This is a genomic window from Nocardia sp. NPDC005745, from assembly GCF_040630775.1.
In the GTDB taxonomy this organism is placed as follows: domain Bacteria; phylum Actinomycetota; class Actinomycetes; order Mycobacteriales; family Mycobacteriaceae; genus Nocardia.
Genome location: NZ_JBEXYF010000025.1, coordinates 1 through 20,465 on the forward strand (window position 1 = coordinate 1; position 20,465 = coordinate 20,465).

15 protein-coding genes, 1 tRNA gene, 1 other RNA gene and 1 pseudogene are annotated in these 20,465 nt (G+C 69.1%); 8 read left to right on the top strand and 10 right to left on the bottom strand.

All coding sequences use genetic code 11. The features are described from left to right. Window positions 1-815 (bottom strand): cytochrome b N-terminal domain-containing protein (locus tag ABZ420_RS24390; RefSeq protein ID WP_357126862.1); only part of this gene is annotated, 815 nt, incomplete at its 3' end. A gap of 165 nt (window positions 816-980) precedes the next feature. Here ABZ420_RS24390 and ABZ420_RS24395 point away from each other — a divergent pair. Further along, window positions 981-2,633, top strand: coding sequence for a hypothetical protein (locus ABZ420_RS24395; protein WP_357126865.1), 1,653 nt, complete (start codon window positions 981-983; stop codon window positions 2,631-2,633). 18 nt (window positions 2,634-2,651) lie between these two features. Here the strand turns inward: ABZ420_RS24395 and ABZ420_RS24400 are convergent, their stop codons facing one another. Next, a complete protein-coding gene (locus ABZ420_RS24400; protein WP_357126868.1) occupies window positions 2,652-3,290 on the bottom strand; it encodes a hypothetical protein in 639 nt (212 codons plus the stop codon). Between the two features lie 294 nt (window positions 3,291-3,584). Then, window positions 3,585-3,672 (bottom strand) — tRNA-Ser (locus tag ABZ420_RS24405). 127 nt (window positions 3,673-3,799) lie between these two features. Here ABZ420_RS24405 and ffs point away from each other — a divergent pair. Both ffs and ABZ420_RS24415 read left to right on the top strand, forming a co-directional pair. Continuing rightward, window positions 3,800-3,894: signal recognition particle sRNA small type (ffs, locus tag ABZ420_RS24410), an RNA gene on the top strand. Window positions 3,895-4,137: 243 nt separating this feature from the next. After that, a complete protein-coding gene (locus tag ABZ420_RS24415) occupies window positions 4,138-5,427 on the top strand; it encodes an aminotransferase class I/II-fold pyridoxal phosphate-dependent enzyme (RefSeq protein ID WP_357126871.1) in 1,290 nt (429 codons plus the stop codon). A 115-nt stretch (window positions 5,428-5,542) separates the two neighbouring features. On the opposite strand, the gene ABZ420_RS24420 is transcribed toward ABZ420_RS24415, so the two are convergent. Beyond that, window positions 5,543-5,983, bottom strand: a complete 441-nt coding sequence (locus ABZ420_RS24420; RefSeq protein WP_357126874.1) for an SRPBCC family protein — start codon at window positions 5,981-5,983, stop codon at window positions 5,543-5,545. 8 nt (window positions 5,984-5,991) lie between these two features. Then, a complete protein-coding gene (locus tag ABZ420_RS24425) occupies window positions 5,992-6,798 on the bottom strand; it encodes a methyltransferase domain-containing protein (protein WP_357127085.1) in 807 nt (268 codons plus the stop codon). A 218-nt stretch (window positions 6,799-7,016) separates the two neighbouring features. Between ABZ420_RS24425 and ABZ420_RS24430 the strand changes: the two genes are divergently transcribed. The 3 genes from ABZ420_RS24430 to ABZ420_RS24440 all read left to right on the top strand — a co-directional run bounded on the left by ABZ420_RS24430 (window position 7,017) and on the right by ABZ420_RS24440 (window position 10,046). After that, window positions 7,017-7,592 carry an HhH-GPD-type base excision DNA repair protein gene (locus ABZ420_RS24430; protein ID WP_357126877.1) on the top strand — a complete coding sequence of 192 codons (576 nt, stop codon included), beginning with the start codon at window positions 7,017-7,019 and terminating at the stop codon, window positions 7,590-7,592. 125 nt (window positions 7,593-7,717) lie between these two features. Then, window positions 7,718-8,428, top strand: a complete 711-nt coding sequence (locus tag ABZ420_RS24435) for a hypothetical protein (RefSeq protein ID WP_357126880.1) — start codon at window positions 7,718-7,720, stop codon at window positions 8,426-8,428. A 343-nt stretch (window positions 8,429-8,771) separates the two neighbouring features. Continuing rightward, entirely contained in the window at window positions 8,772-10,046 is a 1,275-nt protein-coding gene (locus tag ABZ420_RS24440) for an ROK family protein (protein WP_357126883.1), read from the top strand. Window positions 10,047-10,105: 59 nt separating this feature from the next. On the opposite strand, the gene ABZ420_RS24445 is transcribed toward ABZ420_RS24440, so the two are convergent. Further along, entirely contained in the window at window positions 10,106-11,737 is a 1,632-nt protein-coding gene (locus ABZ420_RS24445; RefSeq protein ID WP_357126886.1) for a DUF2207 domain-containing protein, read from the bottom strand. Between the two features lie 286 nt (window positions 11,738-12,023). Between ABZ420_RS24445 and ABZ420_RS24450 the strand changes: the two genes are divergently transcribed. Then, the gene (locus ABZ420_RS24450; protein ID WP_357126887.1) at window positions 12,024-12,944 is read left to right on the top strand and encodes a neutral zinc metallopeptidase; all 921 of its coding nucleotides are present in this window, start codon (window positions 12,024-12,026) and stop codon (window positions 12,942-12,944) included. A gap of 16 nt (window positions 12,945-12,960) precedes the next feature. Here ABZ420_RS24450 and ABZ420_RS24455 read toward each other — a convergent pair whose 3' ends face one another. From ABZ420_RS24455 to ABZ420_RS24470, 4 genes are all read right to left on the bottom strand, one after another. Further along, window positions 12,961-14,277 (bottom strand): ammonium transporter, encoded by a 1,317-nt coding sequence (locus ABZ420_RS24455; protein WP_357126890.1) that lies wholly within the window; start codon window positions 14,275-14,277, stop codon window positions 12,961-12,963. A gap of 85 nt (window positions 14,278-14,362) precedes the next feature. Beyond that, complete coding sequence (locus ABZ420_RS24460) at window positions 14,363-15,052, bottom strand: TetR/AcrR family transcriptional regulator (protein ID WP_357126893.1); 690 nt, start codon at window positions 15,050-15,052, stop codon at window positions 14,363-14,365. Then, entirely contained in the window at window positions 15,049-17,295 is a 2,247-nt protein-coding gene (locus ABZ420_RS24465; RefSeq protein ID WP_357126895.1) for an MMPL family transporter, read from the bottom strand. The genes ABZ420_RS24460 and ABZ420_RS24465 overlap by 4 nt, the downstream gene beginning before the upstream one ends. A 78-nt stretch (window positions 17,296-17,373) precedes the next feature. Then, entirely contained in the window at window positions 17,374-18,192 is an 819-nt protein-coding gene (locus tag ABZ420_RS24470) for a hypothetical protein (RefSeq protein WP_357126898.1), read from the bottom strand. A gap of 449 nt (window positions 18,193-18,641) precedes the next feature. Here ABZ420_RS24470 and ABZ420_RS24475 point away from each other — a divergent pair. Continuing rightward, window positions 18,642-20,285 (top strand): annotated as a pseudogene (locus ABZ420_RS24475) (DNA polymerase III subunit gamma and tau); the annotation flags it as partial. Window positions 20,286-20,465 lie beyond the last annotated feature (180 nt).

Consider the following 20,465-nt stretch of genomic DNA (forward strand, 5'->3'; position numbering starts at 1 on the left):
ACGATGCCGAGGGTGAAGGCGAAGAACGCGCCCTGATCGGCGGCGAACACCGGCACGATCCGGGCGCCCACCACGTTGTTCTCGGTACGGCCCGGACCGGGGAACTGGGTGTGCTTCTGGTACCACACCAGCGCCACGTGCGCGGCGATCAACGCCAGGATGATGCCCGGGAACAGCAGCACGTGCGCGATGTAGAGCCGCGGGATGATGATCTCGCCGGGGAAGTCGCCACCGAACATCAGCCAGTGCAGCCAGGTGCCGATGATCGGGATGCCGATCGTGATACCCGAGAACGCGGCCCGCAGGCCGGTGCCCGACAGCAGATCGTCGGGCAGCGAGTAGCCGAAGAAGCCCTCGAACATCGCCAGGATCAACAGCAGCGAACCGATCACCCAGTTCGCCTCACGCGGCTTGCGGAACGCGCCGGTGAAGAAGATCCGGAACAAGTGCACGATGATGGAAATGGCGAACAGCAGCGCCGCCCAGTGATGCACCTGCCGCACGAACAGGCCGCCACGCACTTCGAAGGAGAGATTGAGCGCCGTCTCGTACGCCCGCGACATGGTGACACCGCGAAGTGGCTGGTAGGAGCCGTTGTAGACGACCTCCGTCATGGACGGGTCGAAGAACAGCGTCAGGTACACGCCCGACAGCAGCAGGATGATGAAGCTGTAGAGCGCGATCTCGCCGAGCAGAAACGACCAATGGGTCGGGAACACCTTGTTGATCGATCGCTTCATGAACGCGGCGGCGCTATATCGCTCGTCCGCCTCATCGGCTTGGTTGGCGATTTTGCGAGCTAGATCTATTGCCATGGCCGACACCCCGCCCTGGGTGAGTGGTATCCGTTCCTACTACAGACGGTAGCAGAGCTGTCGGCCGGAATCGATGGGGTTCTCCGGGAGGATTGTGGAACAAGATCATTCACATTCGTCCGGCTCGCGGGCCGCCGTTCGATCCGAGTCGATATCGTTTTACTTGTGAGCGCCATGGCACCGCAGGACGCGACGATATATTGGCTGTCCGAACGGACGCGCAACGACCTTTTTCTGCTGTATTGCTTCGCCGACCACGGACGGCCCACCGAGGAACTGCGCGCCGCCGTCGCCGAACGGAGCGCGCGGATCGCGGACCTCCGGGTCCGGCTGCGCGAACTGCCCGCCGACGTCGATTACCCGTTCTGGACGCGATGTGAATTCGCTGCCGAGCAATTCGTGGAACACGAACTGGCGGAGCGTAATTGGTCGCACCTGCTGCACGTGCTCGGCGAGCTGCTCGGCACCGGTGTCGATGCCGCCGTGCGTCCGTGGCGGCTGCACGTCTTCCGCGCGATCGCCGACGCGCCAGGGCAGGAAGGCGAGCCCGCGCTGGTGGTGGTGCTCCAGATGTCCCATGCGCTGGCCGATGGGCGACGGGCCTCGGCGATCGGGCGTGCGCTGTTCGGCGCGGTGGAGAATCGCGCGGTGGGGGACGAAGGCCGAACACGGTTGCCTGCGCCCGGTGGGCGGACCGGAGGCGACGGCGGTACCGAGGCCGCAGGTGCAGGCAGTTCGGTCGGCGAGGCTCGGCGCACGCCGAGTGATCGATCGTCGCTGGACGTATCCACGCAAAAGGTGCTCGCTGATTCCCAGGGGATCAGCTGGACGACAGCGGCCCGTGGGCGGACGATCGGTGAGGCGGTGTCGGCGAGCGTGTCGTCCGCGGGAGCGCGCGTCGGCTCGGTGGTAGTGCGTGGGCGGACCATCGGTGATGCGATGTCGGCGAACGGGTTGCCGATCGGTGTGCTGATCGATTCGGCGGTCGGTCTGCTGCGCGTGCCGGTTCGGATAGCCGCGACGGCGGTGCGTGGCTATCAGGCGTTTCGAGCTCAGCAGCGGCTGGCGGAGTTGACCGAGGCGGGCGAATTGCCGCCGCCAGGACAGGGTTACCCGCCGAGCGCGCTGAACCGGACCACAGCAGAGGGGATCTCGCGGCACGAAGCTCGGATGCTGGTGTTCCCGGCGGAAGATCTGCGGGTGCCCGGTCGTACCGTCACGGTCGTCGTCTTGACCGCGGTGTCGCTGGCGCTCGCCCGCTACCTGGCCGACCGGGGCGAGCCGGTGGAGCGTCTCGGTGCGCAGGTCCCGATGGCCCTTCCCGAGGTCGGCCGCCCCCGCAACAACTATCGCAGCCTCGGCGTCGATCTCTTCATCGACGAACCCGATCTGGACCTGCGCGCCGGCAAGATCGCCGCCGCGCTCGCCGACCGGCGCGTCCGCGCACGGCACCCGCTGCTGTCGGCGCAGGACCGGGTCACCGCGACAGTCCCCGCCCCGGTGCTGCGCCGGGACGTGGACCACTACCCCCTCGACAACGTTCCCGACTCGATAGCGGGGCACACGGTCGTCTCCAGTGTCGACCGCGGCCCGGCCGACCTCTCCTTCGGCGGCGGGGAGGTGCGCTTCACGGCCGGGTTCCCCGCACTCGGCTCTGTCATGCACCTCACCCACGGGGTACACGGCCTCGGCGACACCATCACCATCTCCCTGCACGCCGACCAGGCGGTCCTACCGGATCTCGACGCCTACGCCGCCCACCTCCGCGCCGCGCTGCTGGAAGCACACCGCACCCGCCTCGACTCCGCCCCGGCGTGACGATCGCACGCCCGCGGGTCAAGAGCGGACGAGGGCGGGCTGGGGTGCGGACTGGTGGACCTCGGCGGAGATCTTGATCTCCAGTTCCAGCCGGGTGGCGTTGATGACCGAGCGTTCCTCCTCGACGGTGTTCTCGATCGCCCGCGACCACAGCGCCTGGATCTCGGTGATCTCCTCGGCGAGGGCCTCGCCGTCGAGTTCGATCCTGCGGCGCTGCAAACTGATGTTCAGCGCCGCCGTGAGCGTACGCATCAGGTCCTCGCAGCGATTGGGGATCTTGCGATGCGCTACGACGCGCAAACTGCTGATGAAACCTCGCGAGCCGGTGATGATCTGCCGGATCTCCTCGTCCACCCGATCCAGCTCGTCGGCCTCCCAGCGTTCGCAGCGCAACAACTGCTGGCGCACGTCGCTCGAGATGGCCAGCACCGAGGACACCGCGGTGAGCACCGACTCCCGCCGCCATTTGTCGTGCTCGCGCCGCTCGGCCGCCGCGTTGGTCGACTCCACGCTGCGCTGCGCCGCGTCCAGGGTGACCCGGTTGCGCTCGTCCGCGGCGGTGAGCGCCGCCCGGTTCGTGCGGTTGTTGACCAGCACGCCGACCAATGCCGCCATGGCGACGATGAGGGAACCGAAGAGCGGGAGCCACTGAGTCACGGGGACGATCATTCCATCGGAATGGGAAGTCGCACAGCCTAGATCGGACGAACGGGGCTCGCCCCGCTGCCGGATGCCGTTAGTTCGGCCCGGTCGTCTCGGCTTCTGGGGACCTGCCGCGCCGCGAACCCCTAGCCATCGAACGGCGAACGCCTCCTGCGAAGCGATTCCCGCGTGGAGGATAGTCGCCCACGTCACACCCGAGCCCGCTCGCCGAATACCTGGCCGCCGAGCTGCCGTATCTCATGCGAAAGGCCGGGCCGGACGCGATCAAGCGTCCGGCCCGGCCTTTCGTGGCGGAGGATAGGGGATTTGAACCCCTGAGGGCGTTAACCCAACCCGCGTTCCAGGCGAGCGCCATAGGCCACTAGGCGAATCCTCCGTGGAGCAGCATACCGGTAGCCCCCCGTCGGTCGCCAAACAGGGTGGGGAAGGGGAGTGAAATACCTGCTGGGGCGGTGTGATGGACCCGGAAGGTGGTGTTGCGGACCGGAGGCGCTACACTGGCCGACGGATCCCGCGCGGCGCGCATCCTGTGAACTCCCCCAGGGCCGGAAGGCAGCAAGGGTCAACGGGCTCTGCCGGGTGCGCGGGGTCCCCTATCTTACGGCTCGCGCGGCGTACGCGCGGTTGCCGAGCTCTTCGCTCGATCGATGCGAACTGGGCGTGGCCCGGGGTTCTGGGCGAACCCCGTCCGTCGGCGGATAACGCCTCCAATTCCGGGCACCGCACGGGTAACGTGAACACCGTCCGCGGATGCATGTGCGTCTGCATGGACAACTGTTCGGTCGCCGCCCATCGGTCCGGCCAGACCATCGTCCCCTAGCTGCTTGAAAGGCTGCCCAGGATGCCCCGGCAAACGCAGATCGGTTTGATGAGCCATGAGGAGCTCGTGCTCGAGCACGACACCCAGACCGCGAACTACGCGACGCTCAAGACCGAGAAGCTCACGCTGGACCTGACCAGGGGAAAACCCTCGCCGGAGCAACTCGACTTGTCCGCCGCACTGCTGCACCTGCCCGGCGAGGGCGATTTCCGCGACGGCGCAGGCACCGACTGCCGCAACTACGGTGGCCTGCACGGCCTCCCGGAGTTGCGCGCGATCTTCGGCGAGCTGCTGAACATCCCGGTGGACAATCTGCTCGCGGGCAACAACGCCAGCCTCGAGCTGATGCACGACGTGATCACCTACGCGATGCTGTACGGCACCAATGATTCCGAGCGTCGCTGGGCCGCCGAGGACACCCTGAAGTTCCTGTGCCCGGCCCCCGGTTACGACCGGCACTTCGCGATCACCGAGGCGCTCGGCTTCGAGATGATCCCGATCCCGATGCGCCACGACGGCCCGGACACCCACGCCATCGCCGAGCTGCTGGCGAAGGACCCGCAGATCAAGGGTTTGTGGGCAGTACCGAACTACGCCAACCCGACCGGCGTGGTGTTCTCCGAAGACGTTGTCCGCGAATTGGTCTCGATGCCTGCGGCAGCGCCCGACTTCCGGCTGTTCTGGGACAACGCGTACGCGGTGCACCCGCTCACCGACACCGCCGCACCGGTGATCGACGTGCTCGGACTGGCCTCCGCCGCCGGAAACCCGAACCGCCCGTTGGTATTCGCCTCCACCTCGAAGATCACCTTCGCCGGCGCGGGCGTGAGCTTCCTCGGCGGTTCCACCGCGAACCTGGACTGGTACCTGAGCCACGCCTCGAAGAAGAGCATCGGCCCTGACAAGATCAATCAACTGCGTCACCTGCGCTTCTTCGGCGACGCCGACGGCGTGCGCGCGCACATGCAGAAGCACCGCGCCATCCTGGAACCGAAGTTCGCCCTGGTGCTGAAGGTCCTCGAGGACCGCCTCGGCGCGTCCAAGGTGGCGTCCTGGACCGAGCCCAAGGGCGGCTACTTCATCAGCCTGGACGTGCTGGAGGGCACCGCGGCGCGGGTGATCGCGCTCGCGAAGGAGGCGGGTATCGCGCTCACGGCAGCCGGTTCGGCCTTCCCGTACAAGAACGACCCGGAGGACAAGAACATCCGGATCGCCCCGAGCTTCCCGAAGCTGCCCGAGCTGGAGAAGGCGATGGACGGCTTGGCCACCTGCGTGCTTCTGGCGGCCACCGAGAAGCTGCTCGGCAAGTAGCGGCGGATCGAGAACACATTGATCGCCCGGCACGGATTCGTGCCGGGCGATTCCCGTTGTGCGCTCGATCCGACGCCGACAGAGGCCAAACCGGCGGGACGGTGAGTCAGCCCACCTACCCGGTCTCCAACAGTTGCTTGAGCCGCGCCAGATCCCCCCGGTTCGCCCGCCGGATCGCTGCTTCCAGTACCGGTGCGGCGAGTTTCCCGAATCCGCTCGGCTCGCCGCGGTTGCGCAGCGTCATACGGGTGGCACCCTCCGGCGTGTCCGCCCAGGTATAGGTCGTCTCCATCGGAAACGGCCCCTGTGCGGTGCGCATCACCAGCCGTATGCCGGGCTCGTAGGCGACCACCTCGTAGGTGTAGGTCAGTTTGTTGCCGAGAAAGTGCGCGACGAACGCCATGCGTGAGCCGACGCCCAGCGGCGGCTCCGTTTCCCAGGTGACCCCGTGGATGCGCGAATACCAGGCCGGAGCGTGCGCCGGATCGGCCGCGTACGCCGCGACCAGCTCGCGGGAGCGGTCGATCACGACGTCGGTGAGCACGTCGACGGCCATCGGCCGGGTCAGTGCGGCTTGTGCGCGAGGACGGCGAACATGGTGACCGAGAGGTGGATGTCGCCGTTGGCCGCGCCCGCCTCCAGGTCGGTGAGCAGCTGTTCGCGTTGCGCCTCGGTGATCGCGCCGCGCGCGACCGCCATCGCCGAGACCCTGGTCACCAACGACCCCGCGCCCACGCTGCGGTCCTGCACCAAGGCATGCGAACCGATGTCGTCGACCACCAGGCCCGCCTTGGTGAGCAGGCCGGGGAGCCGACGGCCGGACAACGGATTGGTGGTGGCCGACACGAGGGTGTCGATCACCTCCCGGACGACCTGCCGGTCACCGGGGTGCATGATCGCTGTTCCCCAGTCGCTGTCCACCACGACGACGCGTCCACCCGGGCGGAGCACGCGCGCGATCTCGTTGGCCGCGCGGGCGGGCGCGGTCAGGTGCTGGAAGACTCGTTCGCACAGAACGGCGTCGAAGCTCTCCGCGCCGAACGGCACGCCGTACGCGTCCCCGGAGTGGAATTTGGCGGTCGAGCCGGCTTCGGCGGCGCGGCGCTCGGCGGAGGCGAGCAGATGGGGGTCGGGCTCGATCCCGACCGCGCTGCCGTCCGGGCCCACCGCTTCGGCCAAGGCGACGACCTCCGTCCCGGTGCCGGAGCCGATGTCCAGGGCGTGCTCGCCGGGCCGCAGCGCGAGCGCTTCATGCGCCCAGCTGCGCAAGCGGCGGATACCGGGCAGCGCGGCCTGTAGGTCGCGCACGTCTACGAGTTGGTCCTGGCCTGCTCGGTCGAACCGGTCGGGGCGCAATGCGTAGGTGTTCATGGGCCCGTGTCCATCCCTGGCCGTTGCCGTCGTCTTGGTCGGTGTCGCCGTCATCTGAGGCATGGTCTGGAGCCTACGCGGCAGGTCATCTACCCGCGCGTAGGCAATGTGAGGTGAGTCACTTCCCATCTCGGTCGGCGACGACCCGCGGCGTCCCGCCCCGTCGGCGCCGGTGAGATGATCGACCCGTCCCCAGCACACCGAGCAGGAGGTAGGCGATGACTCGCACGCTATGCCTGGCGCAGGACGTCGAGGCTGACAAGCTACTGACCGAGGACCACTTCGCCACCCTGCTCGGCATGCTCCTGGACCAGCAGTACCCGATGGAGCACGCTTTCCGCGGCCCGAAGAAGATCGCCGACCGCATGGGTGGCTTCGACATCCAGCGCATCGCGGAGGCCGACCCCCAGGAGTTCGAGGAGCTCGCCGCGACGCCGCCCGCGATCCACCGCTACGGCAGGTCCATGGCCCGGCGCGCGCAGGAATTGGCGCGCTACGTCATCGAGCACTACGACGGCAAGGCGGAGAACATCTGGACGGCGGGTGACCCGGACGGGAAAGAGGTGCTGCGCCGCCTGAAGGACCTTCCCGGCTACGGCGAGCAAAAGGCGAAGATCTTTCTTGCTCTTCTGGGTAAGCAGCGGGGCGTGCGGTTGGAAGGCTGGCGCGCGGCGGCGGGCGCGTACGGCGACGAGGGCTCACGCCGATCGGTTGCCGACGTGACGGACGCCGAATCTCTCGCGCAGGTAAGGGAATTCAAGAAGCAGGCGAAAGCGGCGGCCAAAGCGAAGTAGTACGGCAACTGTAACTCTCCGGTTGCCTATTTGAAATCGTCCTGCGTTTTTTCCTCGTTCTCGAACAGCCGGTGCCCGATGCTTTTGCCTGGAACGGCTCCACCTGAGATGAGGGATTGCAGGACATGAGGATGAGGAAACTCGCCGTGGTGGCGGCACTGGTAACCATTGCGACCGGAGTGGCCGCGGGGACATCCGGTGCCGCGCCGGCGGAAGAAAGCGCCGAAAGCGCGATAAATTTCACCGCGTACGCGACGGACACCCAGTCGATCATCGAAACCGACGCGGGTTCGCTCGTTGTCGAGGACGAGGTGCTCCAAGTGAAGGCCTCCAACGGTACCGTGCTCGCGGCACAGCCGCTGCGGTTTCAGCTGGAGGACTTCGAATTCCCGATCGCCGCGCAGATTTCCGGTCGTAGCGCGACGCTGACGCCGCTGTTCGACCGGGAGCACGCGGTCTACAAGCCGGTCGCCCTGCCGTACGAGGACAAGGCGCCGTGGAAGACCGAGTACGACCGTGAGGTCGCCGCCTGGACCCGCCTGACCAGTACGATCGCCGCCGGGGCGACCATCGGGACGCTCGTCGGCGGCATCGCGGGCGGTGCGATCGGTTGCGTGCTCGGCGGCATCGCGGGCGCCACCGTCGCCTCCGCGGCGATCGTCGGCCTGTTCGGCGCGTTCATCCCGGCCGCCGCCATCGGCTGCCTCGGCGGCATCATCGCCGTCGGCGCCCTCGGCACCCTCGCGGGCCAGCTGCTGGTCACCGCTCCGGTCGCGATCGGCGCCGCGATCCAGTACTTCACGACGATCAACCAGCCGTTCAACGCGCCGAAGTAATCCTTCCGCGCGAAAATACCCCGCCCCCGTGGAGCTCTCCGGGCAGCGGGGTCTTTTCGCGTGCCCGCGACCTGCGGAAACAATGTGCCTGTGCACACAACGGCGCGTCGCGGGTTGGTGCGTCGCGGAAATCGGTGTTAATTTTGATGACATGTCTGCCGGCCGATCGAACCTCCTGCGCGTCACTTATGTGACCGCCGCGCTGGGTCTGCGGCTGCCATTGACACGTGAACTGTGTCGCCTCTCTTGCTGCAGCTGAGCGATTCTTCCTGCTCATTTGCTGCCTCGCCGCCCATGTAGGCATGTCCCGTTCGATTACGGGACTTCAGCAAGGATCCGCACAATGTCCCTTCCCACCCTTGAACGCTCCGTCTCCAGGGTTGCCAACGGCCGTGCCCGCGTTCAGCGTCCGGTTGTCGCTCCCGAACTGCGCCTCGCCGACAACCCGGCGGCCGCGGTCCTGCGCGCCGCCACCGGAGGTCCCGTTTCCCGCGACAACGCCGCGCGTACAACGGGTTTGAGCATCGCCACGGTCAACCGCCAGGTCTCCGCGCTGCTCGCGGCCGGCCTGCTGCGGGAACGCCCCGACCTGACGGCCTCTGGTGCGGTCGGGCGCCCGCGCGTCCCCTTCGAAATCGACCACGACGCCTACCTCACCATCGGTATCCACATCGGCGCCGCGGTCACCAAGATCGTCGCCGCCGACCTGCGCGGCCGCATCCTCGGTGGGCTGGCCATCGCCACCCCGCAGACCGGTCAGGAATTCGCCACCACTACCGTCGCGCGCAGCGCGAAAGCGTTCCTGCAGCGCTGGCACCGGCGCAAGGCGCTGTGGGCAGGTGTCGCGATCGGCGGCCGGGTCGACCCGCTGACCGGCGTCGTCGATCATCCGAAACTGGAATGGCGTGGGGCGCAAGTCGGTTCGGTCCTCGGCGAGGTGCTGGAGTTGCCCGTCTCGGTGGCGCCGCACGTGGAGGCGATGGCAGGTTCGGAGCTGTTGCTGCCCACCGGCGAGCCCAAGGACCAAGCCCGCCTCGAGCGGGGCAGCAGCCTGTACTTCTACGTGCGTGAGACCGCGGGTGTCGCGGTGACCTTGGATGGTCGCGTGCACACGCCGAGCAACGGTCCCGGCTCGATCGCGCATCTGCCCACGGGTTCGGACGTGGAATGCGCCTGCGGACGACGTGGCTGCTTGGAGGTGACCGTCGGTGATCGGTCACTGCACTCCAGGGCGGTCGGGCGCGGCATCATCCCGGCGCACAACGGCACCGCGGGCTCGACCATCGCCGACCTGTACCGGGCCGCGGAGGCCGGATCGGAGTCCGCGCGCGAACTGCTCGCCGAGCGGGCCACCATCCTCGGCCACACCGTGGCGATGGTGCGCGACATGCTCAACCCCGATCGGGTGATCCTCGGCGGCCAGGCCTTCACCGGCTACCGCCCCGCGGTCGCGCACGTGGCGCGGGCGTTCAACCAGGGTTCGGCCCTGCCGCCCACCGACATCCGGATCAGCGGTTTCGGCGGCAAAGTGCAGGAATACGCCGCGGTGGTGACCTCGCTGAGCGTTCTCTACGCCGATCCGCTGGCCGCGGTCCGGCGAACCGCCCTGCACGACTGAGTGATACGGCAAAGGGCGATCGGCCGCAGCGGCTGATCGCCCTTTTCGTGCGCGTGACGCTAGCGGTGCGGATCGCCCGCGAGGGCGAAAAGCCCCTCCAGGGCGGTGATGAAAAACGGGAAGTGGCCCGCGAAGCGCTGCAGGTTGCGGTCGCGTTCGAAGCCGCCGAACCAGTAGAGGCCGGGTTGCGCGTCGGCCGAGGGGTCCAGGTCGCGGAAGGCGCGGATCCAGTTGTCGGCGCGTGCGCCGAGCACCATGAACGGCAGGGCGCGAGAGAACACGGTTTCCTGGTCGATCGGCGGGATCTGTTCGCGCCGAGTGGTTTCCAGGCCGCGTTGCAGCGCGCGGATCTGCCTTGCGAGCTCCAGCCCGCGCGCCGTCCGCACCGGCAGGTACTTCGGCGAGAGCAGGGTCGCGACACCCCCGAGCGCGATGGCGACACCGACCAGGGCATGTCCGGAGGTGAGCGCGAGCGCCACGGTGGCCGCGACACCCGCGACCACCAGCGCCCCACCGAGCCACAGGGCGAGGCCGGGACGGCGGCGATCGAGGAAGTTGCCGCGGGCCACGGCGTCGGCGACCAGTGCGGCGCGTACCGGTTCGGAGGCCACGCGCCCCGGCTTGCGCAGCTCGCCCAATGTCACCGCGTCGGCGCCTTCGGGCAGCAGCGCTTGGTAGACGGCCTTCTCGTAGTCGCGCAGTTGGTCGTCGGGGGTGTTCACCCGGGTGATCCGCCAGTCGCTGTCACTGAGCGGCGTGATCCGGATGTACCGGCGCACCGCGAGATCCACCACGGTGGCGGCGATGTCGACCGGATCGACATGTCCGTCCAGCAGCAGCCCGGCCGCACCGGGCAGCGTGCCATCGGGTGAGGTGAACTGCACGCGATCACCCTCGCGCACCAGCGGATCGATCGTCGCGGAACCGCCGCCCACCGTCGCGTCCAGGCGGCGAGCGCGCAGCACATAGGCGACCAAGGCGGCCAGCGCGAGCAGCAGCACGCCGAACGCGACGAGCACCGGGGCGGTGATCGCGAAGGGGCCCGCGTCGCCGCTGTCGCGAACATCCGCGTTGCTCGGCACGGTGCCGGGCGGCAATTGCAGTGTCAGATCGATCGCGTCGCCCTTGTGCAGGTCGGTCTGCTCGAGGAAGAGGACGCCGTCGGTCTCGATCTTGACGTCGGCGCACGGCCGGGTGTTACCGGGCGGGCCGAGTTTGCAGTCCACGATGCCCATTTCGAAGCTCGGGCTGATCAGCGAGGCGCTGATGGACGCGATGTCGGTGTTGAGCACACCGAGCCAATGGAAGACCTGGGTGCCCCGCGCGTCGCTGACGGTGTTCTGCACGGAGTACCGGAAAGTGGATTCGCCGGGCCGGGCCTCGATGGTGAACTGGTCGTTGGCGACCGTCGCGGTGCCCGCGCCCTCGGTGTCCACGTCGGTGACTCGGAAGACGCGCTCGGCGTCGTCACCGACGCGCAGCCGCAGCGGAAGTGACATCCGGAACGAGCTCTCCGGCGGCACCGAGACCTGTTCGACCACTTCGAGGACGCCCTCGCGGCTCAGCTTCAGATCGGCGGTGATGGTCACGCCCTCCGGCGCGGGCTGGGCCTGGGTGACCGGGGCCGTCGCGAACATTCCCGCGATGGCGAGAAGCAGCGCGCCTAGGGCGGCCCCCCGAAAAGTCAGCATGGCTGCCTACTCTAGACAGCTTGCTATCCTGCGTCAGCGGCTGTCGGCGATCACTGAGACGAGGGGGTACGGGGGCGTGACACAACCACCGTACGGACACGGACCGGTCCCGCGCGGGGGGCGTCCGGTGCCTCCGCCGCCCGGCTACGGTGCTCCCTACGGACCGCGGCCGGGCTACGGCCCGCCGCCTGGGTACGGTCCGCCACCCGGTTACGGCCCGCCGCCGGGATACGCGCCGCCCGCCTACGGCCCGCCACCGGGTTACGGCCCGCCGGTCCCTCCGCCCATGCCCTATGGTCCGCCCGGACGGCCGCCCTACCCGCCGCCGCGCAAACGCGGAGGTGGCGGATGGGTTGTGCTGCTGGTCGTCGTCGTATTCCTGGCGGCGGCGGGACTGGTACGCAACGCGATCTCGGTGGGGCGCGACGCGAGCGACGCGTCCGGTCCGCAACCGAGCTTCACGTTCGACACGCAGCCGGACGGCACGGTCGGCCCGTCGGAAACCGGCAACAACCCGCTGCTGACCGACCCCAACGCGACGCTGATTCCGGCGCAGTGCGACTACTCGCCGTGGGGCACCCAGGTGGACGCCGCCCGCAAGTTCTTCGAAAGCGCCGCGTCCTGCCTGGAAGCGGCGTGGAAACCCGTGCTGCGCAAGGCGAATCTGCCGTTCCAGCCGCCGTCGCTGAACGTCAGCGCGACCACGACGGGCATCACCACCCCGTGCACCGGCTCGACCAGCAATTTCGCCGCGTTCTACTGCCCGGCGAACAAGACCGTCTACATGCCGATCAGCCAGTTGCAGACGGACTACTTCAAGGACAACTGGGTGGTCTACCTGTCGGTTTTCGCGCACGAGTACGGACATCACGTGCAGGCGATGTCCGGCATCCTGCGCAAGGCCAACAGCGATCGGGCCGACGTGGGGCCGCGCAGCGCCAAGGGACTGGAGCTGTCGCGCCGAGTCGAATTGCAGGCCAACTGCTTCGACGGCATGTACCTCTCCTCGTCGTCGAAGGGCGGTTCGCTCACCGACCCGCAGCTCACCCTGGCCCGCAAGGACGCCTACGGGCGCGGTGACCAGGCCGGGGACATGCGCGACCACGGGTCGTCCGAGAACGGCGGCCAGTGGTTCGAGGCGGGTTTGGACAACAACCGTGCGGCCCAGTGCAATACGTTCACCGCGTCGGCGAGCTCGGTGAGCTGAGGCGCGACGCGGGCGCTCATGCCGTCGGATCGTCCTCGAGCGGGCGCTGGGCATGCGGACGTCCGAGATGCCCTTCGCCGAGGCGGCGCGGCGCATGGCCGTGCACTCCCTCCGCGTACGCCGTCTCGGCGTGCAGGGCGAAGTCGATCCCGGCGGTCTCGTCCTCCTTGCTGACCCGGAATCCGACGAACCGGTCGATGCCCTTGCCGAGCGCGAACGAGACGCCGAACGCGTAGGCCGCGACGACGAGCACCGCCACCAGCTGCTTGCCGAGCTGAGCGAGCCCGCCGCCGAAGAACAGGCCCTCGACGCCGCCGGTCATCACCTCGGTGGCGAGCAAGCCGATCAGCACGGTGCCCACGATGCCGCCGACGAAGTGCACGCCGACCACGTCGAGCGAATCGTCGTAGCCCGCTTTGAACTTCCAGCCCACCGCGAACGAGCACAGCACGCCCGCGGCGAGCCCGACCAGCAGCGCACCGAGGGTGTTGACCGACCCGCACGAGGGAGTGATGGCGACCAGACCGGCCACCACGCCGGACGCGGCGCCGAAGGTGGTCGGCCTGCCGTCGCGGATCTGCTCGACCGCCAGCCAGCCGAGCATGCCGAGGCAGCCCGCCACCAAGGTGTTCAGGAAGACGGCAGCGGCCAGGCCGTTGGCCGCCAGCGCCGAACCGGCGTTGAAGCCGAACCAGCCGAACCACAGCAGGCCCGCCCCGAGCAGCACGAAGGGCAGGTTGTGCGGGCGCATCGCATCGACCTTGAACCCGATGCGCGGGCCCAGCACCAGCGCGAGGGCCAGGGCCGACGCGCCGGAGGCGATCTCCACCACCAGGCCGCCCGCGTAGTCCAGCGCGCCGAACGAGGCCAGCCAGCCGTCCGGGCCCCACACCCAGTGGGCGATCGGCGCGTACACCACCAGCGCCCAGAGCGGCACGAAGATCATCCACGCGCCGAACTTGGCCCGGTCGGCGATGGCGCCGCTGATCAGCGCGGCGGTCAGGACCGCGAAGGTGAGCTGGAACGTCGCGAACAACAGCTCCGGCACCGAGCCGCGCACCGAAGTCGGATCGATGCCCGCCATGCCGAGGTGGGCGAGGCCGCCGATCAGGCCGCCGCCCGCGTCGTCGCCGAACGCCAGGCTGTAGCCGAGCAGTAGCCAGGTCACCGTCACCAGCGGGATGGCGATGAAGTTCATCATCAGCATGTTGAGTACGCCGGTCGAGCGGACCATGCCGCCGTAGAAGATGGCCAGGCCCGGGGTCATCAGCAGGACGAGGGCCGTGCTGACCAGCAGCCAGGCGGTAGCCGCGGGGTCGATGGTTGAAGACACGGGTTCACTCCTTCCGCGCGCGTGCGCTGCGAGGAAGTTACCGAATGGTCGCTCGGAGGCCGACAGCCCATCGGTCGAAAGGCGGTCAGGCCGGCGTCTGGTCCTTCCTGACGCGGCGCAGCCACGCCGTCACCGTGTCCGGTGTGGGCGGGTCCGAACCCACCAGGTCGAGCACGCTGTAGCCGATGCATGCCGCGCCCAGCACGCGCGAGGCGACGGCTTCCGCGTCGCCCCACGGCAGGAAGGGCTTGGCGAGCAGCAGGGAGGCGATGCCGTGGGCCGCCGACCACAGTTCCAGCACGATCGGCAGCGGGTCGCGCTGCGCCATCGTCCCGTCCTCCATGCACTTGCGTACGGTGGCCGTGAAATGCTCGAAGGCACAGCTGGTGAGCACTTGGTCCACCACGCCCTCGGTCTCGGTGGGCGCGGTCGCCAGCCGGTACTGCTCGGGATGCTCGAGCGCGAAGCGGACGTAGGCCATGCCTTGATCGTGCAGCTGGTGCATCGGAGAGGTGGTGGGGTCGGTGGCCACTCGCATCGCCTCGGTGAGGTCTTCGAAGACTCGGGCGACGACGGCGTCGATCAACTCGTCCTTGTCCGCGAAGTGCCGGTAGATCGACGGCGCGCTCACCCCGACCAGCTTGCTCACCGCCCGGATCGAGACGGCATCGGCATGCCCGGTCGTGGTGAGCAGTTCGGCCGCGGCCCGCAGGATCTCCTCGCGCAGCTGGGCGCCGGAGCCGCGCGGCGAACGCGGGCGCCTGCCACCGATCACGCGCGCCCCGCGGTTTCCAGCGGGCGCGCGGCGGCGTCCTCCTCGCCTTCGGTCAGCCCGATCTTGGCGTGCAGGCGGGCCAGCGGTGCGGGCGCCCACCAGTTGGCCGGACCGAGCAGGCGCATGAGCGCGGGCGCGAGCAGACCGCGGATGATCGTGGCGTCGGCGAGCACGGTCAGCGTGAGGCCGAGGCCGAGCAGCTGCATGAACGACACCTTCGCGGTGACCAGCGCACCGAGCACGATGGCCATCAGCACGGCGGCCGCGGTGAAGATCCGGCCCGTGCGGGCCAGGCCGACCGCCACCGCGCGAGTGTTGTCGTGGGTGGCCAGCCACTCCTCGCGCACCCGCGAGAGCAGGAACACCTCGTAGTCCATGGACAGGCCGAAGGCCAGGCAGAACATCAGGATCGGCATGGTCGGCACCAGATAACCGACCGCGGTGAAGCCGAGCAACCCGGACAGATGGCCCTCCTGGAACACCCACACCATCGCGCCGAAGGCGGCGGCCAGCGACAGTGTGTTCAGCACCAGGGCTTTGATCGGCAGCACGACGCTGCCGGTGAACAGGAACAACACGATGAAGGTGGTGAGGGCGATGAGGCCTGCCGCGAGCGGAAGGCGGGCGGCCAGCGCGTGCAGGGAGTCGGCGTTGGCCGCCGCGGCGCCGCCGTAGAGCGCCTCGCCCGGGGCCGGGATCGCCCGGATCGCCGTCAGCTGACGGTCCCCGGCGGGGGAGAAGGGATCGAGCTTGGTCGCGACATTCAGGTAGGTCCCGGTGTCGTTGGCCATCCCGGGCGGAGCGGGCGCGACTCGCGCGCCTGCCGCGTAGACCCCGGCGGCGGACAGAACCGCGGGCACGCCCTCGACCTTCGACAGTTCGGCGGCGTACCCGCCGAGCGCCGCGTTGTCGCCGTGGTAGCCGTCCAGCACGATCGTGGTGCCCGCGACCGGATCGGCCTGCGGGAACTCGGTGCGCAGGGCGTCGCCGACCTGGCGGCTGGTGGCGCTGACCGGCAGCACCCGGTCGTCGGGATAACCGAACTTCACCGACAGGAACGGTGCGCCGAGCGCCAGCAACAGCGCGATGATCACGATCGCGACCGGCGCCGCGTGCCGCATCACCACACCTGCCAGCCGATACCAGCCGCTGTCCTCCGGCGCCTGCGGGCCGGGCGCGGGCGCGCCGCGGCGGAACAGGCGGCGCAGCGGAGCCCGCAGGTCGAGGGAGTTCACCCGGTGCCCGAGCAGGACCAGCGCCGCGGGCAGCACCACGATCGATGCGGTGGCCGCCGCGGCGACCACCGCGACGCCCGCGTAGGCGAAGCTCTTCAGGAAGTACAGGTCGAACACGCTCAGCACGGCCAGCGAGAGGGCGACGGTGAGTGCGGAGAACAGCACGGTGCGCCCCGCGGTCTGCACCGACCGGATGGTGGCGGCGGCCGGATCCAGGCCGCGCGCCAGTTCCTCCCGGAAGCGGCTGACGATGAACAGGCTGGAATCGATGGCCAGCGCCAGCCCCATCGCCGTCGTCATGTTCAGCGCGTAGATCGAGACGTCGGTGAACAGCGTGCACAGGCGCAGCAGCGCCAGCGTCGCCAGGATGGCGAACACCCCGATGGTCAGCGGGAGGGCCGCGGCGACCAGACTGCCGAACACCAGGACCAGCACGATCATCGACAGCGGTACCGCGACGCCCTCGGCCAGGGTGAGGTCGCGGGTGGTCTGCTCGGTGACGTCGTGGTAGATCGCGGCGATGCCGCCCTGGCGGACCGTGATGCCGTCGGAGACGCCCGAGAACTGCCGCTTCAATTCACTCGCGGTCTGCTGGACCTGCGTCTCGTCGCCGTCGAGATAGGCGACGACCAGGGCGCTCTTGCGATCGGCGCTGCGCAACGCGTTCGACAGCGGCTGCGGCGTGGTCCAGTAGGACTGCACGCCTCGCACGTCGCCGCGGGCTTTCAGCGCGTCGGCCAGCCCGATGCCCGCCGCCTTGGTGGCCGGATCGTCCGCTCCGGCGTCCGAACCGACCAGCAGGACGAAATTGGGCGCAGCACCGGCGAAGTTGTCGGCGATCAGCTCATTGACGAGGGCGGATTCGGCGTCATCCGAGGTGAACCCGCCGGACTTCAAGTGCGCGGGCGCGGTGGCGCCGAAGACGCCGCACAGCACGGCGACCGCGAGCGCCGCGGCCAATACCGCGCGCGGAGATCGGGTGATGAATCGGGCCATCCGGGTCAGCATCGCGGCTCCGCTCGATAGGTTAACGGCGTTAGAGTAACGCCGTTAACCCAAGGCGTCGAGCCCGCGGGCGGCGCCGAGTCAGCCGCGGGACTTACGGATGGCCCGCAATCCCCTCCGTCCGGGCACGGGCAGGTCGTCGCGCATCTCCACCCACTCCGCGGTGGTCAACCAGAGTTCCTGGGCGCGGGCATCGGCGGTGTTGTGGAAAATCCGGCGGCCGCGGTCGTCGCGCAGTTCTTGCGCGACCACCGACCAGCGTGGCGCGCGGCCGTGTTCGTCGAGGTAGTCGGCCAGATAGGCCGCGATCGCGGTGCCGATGGTGTTCACCGGGCGCAACGAGACCCGGTTTCCGTACTGGGCCGCGTAGAAACGGCGGGCAGCGCACAGAGACCGGGGATTGGCGTTGGAGGCGATCCATCCCGCGCGCTGGGCCCGCTCGATCAGCCAGAGGTGTTTGACCGCCGATGGGGCGATGTTGCCGACGCGGGTGCGGATAAGCGTCATGATCTGCTCGGTGCACAGCACGTCGCGGCGGGTGGGCCCGTAGCCGTGCGCGGTCCAGTGCGCGTCGGCCAGTTTGGCCAGCACCCGGCCGAAGTCATCGATGCTGCGCTGGGCGCGGCGGCCGAGACGTTCGATGCGCTCGGCCTCGCGGCGCATCTCGTTCTGCGCGGTCAGGGTGCGGATCGCGGCCATGGTCGGCACCTGGCCGCGCTCGAGGAGTTCGAGGATGGCGGCTGCGGTGGCCGGATCGGCTGCCGCGGTGACCGGCAGCGAGTCACGTTTGATCGCGAACTCCTGCGGGCTGATGGCGCGGCTCAAGAGGGCGACGGCGGAGCGGTCGCCTGCGAAATCGGTGCTGGACAGCCAGGCGGCGGCGATGTCGTCACACGACACGGTGGACGGTCCTCCGGTGGAAGTGGGGGAATTGGCGCTGGTCACCCGTGGTGCTCTCGAGGTTGTGCCCCGGTCGGGATGAGGGACCGGCCGGGGTCACCAACCTGATGAAGGTTTGGCTACCGAAGTTGCCGACTGCCACGTTAGCCAGACGATTGCATCGATGTCACCCATGGTTGCGGTTTCGTTATCTCCGAAAAGTCGAGGTAAATCGGGGTGTGAGTCCGCATTCTCCGGCCCGCGCAGGGTGCCGCGGCGGCTGTGTCCAGACTTCGCTCGTGCAGCGTGAGCGATAGCTCTGGGGTTGCTATCGTGCGTGCGAGGGGCGGCCGTCGAAGAAGACGTGGCGTATGTTGTGACTTGGGTCACACTTGTGTGCTTGCGAGGGCCTGCGCGCGGCGCAGCGGGCGGGCATGTCCTTTGTCGGAGGTCGCCGGTAACCTCTGGCCGTGGCTCTGTACCGGAAGTACCGACCGGCAACGTTCGCTGAGGTGGTGGGTCAGGAGCACGTCACCGACCCGCTGAGTATCGCGCTCGACACGGGGCGGATCAGTCATGCCTATCTGTTCTCCGGTCCACGCGGCTGCGGTAAGACGTCCTCCGCGCGCATCCTGGCCCGGTCGCTGAACTGCGTGTCGGGCCCCACTTCGACGCCCTGCGGTACCTGCCCGTCCTGTGTGGCCCTCGGGCCCGGCGGTACCGGCAACCTGGATGTCATCGAACTCGACGCCGCGAGCCACGGCGGCGTCGACGACACCAGAGAATTGCGGGACCGCGCCTTCTACGCGCCCGCCGAGTCCAGGTACCGGGTGTTCATCGTCGACGAGGCGCACATGGTGACAACCGCCGGCTTCAACGCGCTGCTCAAGATCGTCGAGGAGCCGCCTGCCCACCTGATCTTCATCTTCGCGACCACCGAGCCGGACAAGGTGCTGCCCACCATCCGCTCGCGCACGCACCACTATCCGTTCCGGCTGCTGCCGCCCGCCACGATGCGCGGACTGCTCGGGCGGATCTGCGAGCAGGAGCACGTGCCGGTCGAAGAAGCGGTGTACCCCTTGGTGATTCGCGCGGGCGGCGGCTCGCCGCGCGACAGCTTGAGCGTGCTCGATCAATTGCTGGCGGGCGCGGGCCCCGAGGGCGTCACGTACGCCCGCGCGGTCTCGCTGCTCGGCGTCACCGACGTGGCGCTGATCGACGACGCGGTCGAGGCGCTGGCCGCCGACGACGGCGCCGCGTTGTTCGGCACCGTCGACCGGGTGATGGAGGCGGGCCACGACCCGCGGCGGTTCGCCGCCGACCTGCTCGACCGCTTCCGGGACCTGATCCTGATGCGGGCGGTGCCCGACGCCATCGAACGCGGCCTGGTCACCGGCCCGGGTGACGTGCTCGACCGGATGCGGGATCAAGCCGAGCGATTGGGTTCGGCCACCCTGACCCGTTACGCCCAGCTGCTGCACGAGGGTCTCGGCGAGATGCGCGGCGCGACGGCGCCGCGACTGCTGCTCGAAGTGGTCTGCGCCCGCATGTTGCTGCCCTCGGCGTCCGATGCGGAATCCGCCACGCTGCAACGCTTGGAACGGCTCGAGCGCGGTATGGCCGGGGGCTCCTTCGCCGCCGCGCCCGCCGCGTCTTCGGCGCCCGCTCCCGCCCAGCCCACGGCCGGGGCCGGGTCGCCGTCGGAGTCGCCTCGTCGCCGGGGTGCCGAGGTGCTGGCCGCGATTCGTCGCGAGAACCGCGGGGGTGGTCGCTCGGAGGACGCTGCCGAAGCCGGGGGAGCCACTCCCGTCGGTGGTTCGGCGCAAACCGAGGGGCCCGGCGCCGGTGCCGGAACCGCTGATCGCCCAGTGCCGATCGGTGGCGGGGGAAGTCCGTCTTCCGGTGCGGCAGGTTCCGCTGTCGCCGCACCGGGCGGCGAGCATCGACCGTTGCCCGCCGGTGGTGAGTCGTCCACGAATGCGTCGGCTCCGGGCACCGAAGGCGGCGCGGATCCTGTCGCGCCGGTTGCCGAACCGGACGCCGCCGTTGTGCCCGACAGCGGGTCGGCGGGAGGGCCGAGCGCGACCGCCGCGCCGAGTACTTCGAAGGCAGGGACCGCAGGCGCGTCGGGGCCGAATCCTGAGGCGTCCGGGCCGGTTGGCAGCGGAGCGGCCGCCGGAGCGGGCCGCGTTCCTTCCGGACCGGCTGCCGTGCAGCGGGTTTCCGACGCCGTAGCGCAATCGGGACTTTCTCCGTCGCCGCAGCAGGCGGGTTCTCCGGCACCGGGTGCGCAG